We start from the raw sequence: 4,051 nt of genomic DNA, 5'->3' as shown, positions 1-4,051 counted from the left end.
TGCTGATATTGTTACTTAGAAATTAAACTTAAAGGAGTTGCTCAATATGACTGACAAATTAAACTGGGATGAATTAGATTTTTCTTATACGGAAGTACCATACCGCTGGCGTGCATACTGGAAAGATGGCGAATGGTATAAAGCAGGATTAGAAACAGATCCTCAATTACCAATTCGTGAAGCTGCTCCAATCGTCAACTACGGCCAAGGGGTATTCGAAGGTAATAAAGCTTATGGTACAAAAGATGGCAAGATCGTTTTATTCCGTCCAGATGAATTTGGTGAACGTTTAAACCGCGGTGCTCGTCGTATGGCGATGCCAGAAGTACCAGTTGAAGAATTTGTCCGTGCTTGTAAGGAAGTTATTAAAGCTAACCGTGACTATGTGCCACCTTATGGCCACAACGGTGCTGCAATGTTCATCCGTCCTATGTTATTAGGTATTGGTGACCACGTACAAGTATCAGCAGCTGAAGAATACTTATTTACAATCTACGTAACACCAGTTGGTCCTTTATACAAAGGTGGTTTAGCACCACATAACTACATCATCGACCACGAACATGACCGTGTAGCAGCTGATGGTACTGGTAACATCAAAGCAACAGCTAACTACGCATCAACATTAGCAACAGCTAAACGTATCCAAGAATCTGGTTACGATGACGTATTATACTTAGACCCAGCAACACATACTAAAGTAGATGAATTCTCATCAGCAAACTTCTTTGCTATCGAGAAAGATACAAACAAATTTGTAACACCTAAATCAGACACGGTATTACCTTCAATCACTAAAAAATCATTGTTATGGTTAGCGGAACATCGTTTGGGCTTAGAAGTTGAAGAGGGCGATATTAAAGTAGATGACTTTGACAAATATTCTGAAGCAGGAGCTATGGGTAACGCGGCTGTTATTTCTCCAGCAGGTTCTGTAACATACAAAGACAACCGTCACGTATTCTTCTCAGAAACTGAGGTTGGTCCAGTATCACAAAAATTATACAAAGAATTAACGGGTATCCAATTTGGTGAATTAGAAGCACCTGAAGGATGGATCGTAGACGTTGATGAAGATTAATCATTTTACCAAATGCCTTTTAAACCAAGCATAAATTAGTTTAAAAGGCTGATTATGAAGAAAGAAGGAAGATAAATATGTCTCTATCAGTAAACCTACCAAATTTAACAATTGGTGTTGATGCCTTTGATGCAATTGATGAATATTGTAGTCAATTTGGTACAACAGTCGCGATTCTAGGTGGTGAAAAAGCCTTGGCAGCCAGTAAGGAACGTTTAACTGCTGCCCTAGAAAAATCATCATTAGAAGTGGCAACCGTACAAGTCTACGGTAAGGAAGCTTCATATACCAACGTTGAGAAAATGAAAGCAATCAAAGAAGTGCAAGATGCGGATATGATCTTTGCAGTTGGTGGGGGACGCGCGATTGATACAATTAAGGTAGTAGCTCGTGACTTAGACAAACCATTATTCACTTTCCCAACTCTAGCTTCAGTTTCAGCGCCAACTTCGTCAGTATGTGTTATGTACCATGATAACCATGAGATGGCTGGTTTAGCTTATCGTAAAGCACCAGCTGACCATACCTTCATCGATACACAAATCATCGCTGAGGCGCCTGTTGAATACTTATGGGCTGGTATTGGTGATTGTATGTCTAAAGAAGTAGAGACTAGTTTTTCTTCACGTGGCAGAGACCTAAGCTTTGAAAATCGTTTAGGTGTAAATATTGTCAAAGGTACGAATGATAAATTGATGGCTGTTGGTGCTGAAGCTTTAGAAGCTGTACGTAACCAAGAAGCAAACCAGGCTTTAGAAGATGTTGTTCTTGAAATTATTGGTGCATCAGCTTATGCGTCTGTATTAGTGGAAAATGACATCAACTCAAACATGGCACATGCCTACTACTATGGCTATACTGTTCTGCCACAAGCTCATGAACACTTACACGGTGAGGTAGTATCATATGGTATCTTGTTATTACTAACAATGGACCAACAATTTGAATACCGTGATTGCATGAAAGCATTCATGGAATCAATTAAATTGCCAACTAAATTGGCAGCTCAAGGGGTAACAACGCAAGAAGATATCGACAAATTAGTTGATAAAGCGATGACTATGGACGATTTAACATTCTCTCCATATACCATTACCCGTGAAAAATTTGAACAAGCAATTAGAGATGTTGAAGCTTTAGACTAATCAGATTTTCCTCCTTAGAACATGAGATTAAACAAGTAATCAACATACTTAACATAGGAATTCTCCTAAGAACGAGTTGTGACTAGTGTCACAGCTCGTTTTGCTTTATCATATAATGTATAAGCGAATTCTAAATTACACACTAAAGGAGTTTATATATGAAAATTGAACACATTGCTTTATGGGTGACTGACTTAGAACTTGTCAAAGCATTTTATGAAAAATACTTTGAAGCCAAGGCAGGTGACCGCTACCACAATCCTAAAACGCGTTTTTCATCATACTTTTTAAACTTTGATGAGGGCAGTCGACTAGAATTAACGAATAAAAAGCATTTAAGCCCCCGTATTGCCGATGCTTTAGGTTACGGACACATTGCCCTAGCAGTAGGTGATAAAGAGGCTGTAGACGCAAAAACAGCCCAATTAGTCGCAGATGGGTTCCCACTTTTATCTGGTCCACGAACAACCGGTGATGGTTACTATGAATCTGTAGTCCAAGACCCAGAGGGCAATCTGGTCGAAATTACAACAAATTAAGTTAGTTTAAACGTAGAAAAAAACCATTTCACCAGAAGGCGAAATGGTTTTTTGATTAGTATTAGTCTGCTGTAGTAAATGGAATTAAAGCCATAATACGAGCGCGTTTAATACCAGCTGTTAAAGTACGTTGGTGTTTTGCACATGTACCAGTTACACGACGAGGTAAGATTTTACCTTTTTCAGAAATATAACGTTTTAATAAATCTGTGTCTTTGTAATCTACATGATCAATGTGGTTAGCGCAGAAGAAACATACTTTTTTACGTCTACGACCACCGCGGCGTTGTGCTGCCATATTTTTTACCTCCCTTACTTATACCATTAGAATGGTAAGTCATCATCGGTAACATTGATTGAACCAGAACCATCATTAGATGATGGGAATGGGTTATCGTTACCATTGTTAAATGAAGAGGAGTTTTGATTAAAGCTGTTTCCATCAAATGGATCAGCATTTTGATTGTTATAGCTGTTGTTGTTTGCGTTATTGTTATTAAATCCACCAAAACCACTGTTATTATTATCAGAGGCAGGGCGGCTTTCAGTAACTGATTTTGATTCTAATAAACTAAAGTTATCAACCAAAATCTCAGTAACGTATACACGTTGTCCTTGGTTATTCTCGTAGTTTCGAGTTTGGATGCTGCCTTCAACACCTACTAATGAACCTTTACGGGTAAAACGCGCAAAATTCTCTGCTGCTTTACGCCAGATAACACAGTTAATAAAATCTGTCTCACGTTCACCTTGGGCATTTTTAAAGTTTCTTTCAACGGCAACGCTGAAAGATCCAACAGCAACGCCACTTTGCGTATAACGCACATCAACGTCACGAGTTAAACGGCCGACCAGTACAACATTATTAATCATGAAATAACTCCTCTCTCACGAAATATGTATTGTTAATTAGTCTTCGATTTTAGTAATCATATGACGTAAAATATTGTCATTGATTTTGGCAAGACGGTCGAATTCGTTGATTCCTTCCGCATCGTCAGCTTCCATATCAACTAAGTGGTAGATACCCTCTTTGTAATCGTTGATTTCGTACGCAAGACGACGTTTTGCCCAGTCTTTAGATTCATTAATTGTTACACCGTTTGAAGTTAAGATTTGATCGAATTGTTCAACCAAAGCTTTTTTAGACGCTTCTTCCATATCAGGACGAATAATGTATAAAACTTCGTATTTAGTAGTGTTTTCACTCATCAGACTTTTGCACCTCCTTTTGGTCTATTGGCTCTCAACATCCCTGAGAGCAAGGAGAGTATATAATACTCACA

General features: G+C 38.5%; 6 protein-coding genes. 3 read left to right on the top strand and 3 right to left on the bottom strand.

The window, feature by feature from the left end; all coding sequences use genetic code 11:
• The first annotated feature begins 46 nt into the window (after positions 1–46).
• The 3 genes from ACRCJ0_RS10035 (at position 47) to ACRCJ0_RS10025 (ending at position 2,765) form a co-directional block, all read left to right on the top strand.
• On the top strand, positions 47–1,081 hold the full coding sequence (locus ACRCJ0_RS10035) for a branched-chain amino acid aminotransferase (RefSeq protein ID WP_003142898.1): 1,035 nt from the start codon (positions 47–49) through the stop codon (positions 1,079–1,081).
• A gap of 77 nt (positions 1,082–1,158) precedes the next feature.
• Positions 1,159–2,226: an iron-containing alcohol dehydrogenase family protein gene (locus ACRCJ0_RS10030; protein WP_431388190.1), complete on the top strand. Its 1,068-nt coding sequence runs from the start codon at positions 1,159–1,161 to the stop codon at positions 2,224–2,226.
• 158 nt (positions 2,227–2,384) lie between these two features.
• Positions 2,385–2,765 carry a VOC family protein gene (locus ACRCJ0_RS10025; RefSeq protein ID WP_431388191.1) on the top strand — a complete coding sequence of 127 codons (381 nt, stop codon included), beginning with the start codon at positions 2,385–2,387 and terminating at the stop codon, positions 2,763–2,765.
• A 61-nt stretch (positions 2,766–2,826) separates the two neighbouring features.
• Here the strand turns inward: ACRCJ0_RS10025 and rpsR are convergent, their stop codons facing one another.
• Genes rpsR through rpsF form a run of 3 tightly spaced genes read right to left on the bottom strand, consistent with a single transcriptional unit; the run spans position 2,827 to position 3,977 of the window.
• Positions 2,827–3,063, bottom strand: a complete 237-nt coding sequence (rpsR, locus tag ACRCJ0_RS10020) for a 30S ribosomal protein S18 (protein ID WP_003142905.1) — start codon at positions 3,061–3,063, stop codon at positions 2,827–2,829.
• A 26-nt stretch (positions 3,064–3,089) separates the two neighbouring features.
• Positions 3,090–3,638, bottom strand: coding sequence for a single-stranded DNA-binding protein (gene ssb, locus ACRCJ0_RS10015; protein ID WP_026465541.1), 549 nt, complete (start codon positions 3,636–3,638; stop codon positions 3,090–3,092).
• A gap of 36 nt (positions 3,639–3,674) precedes the next feature.
• Complete coding sequence (gene rpsF, locus ACRCJ0_RS10010) at positions 3,675–3,977, bottom strand: 30S ribosomal protein S6 (protein WP_003142910.1); 303 nt, start codon at positions 3,975–3,977, stop codon at positions 3,675–3,677.
• Positions 3,978–4,051: the final 74 nt, after the last annotated feature.

The sequence above is a fragment of the Aerococcus sp. L_32 genome (genome assembly GCF_050689315.1).
This window is presented reverse-complemented; position numbering and strand designations above follow the sequence as displayed.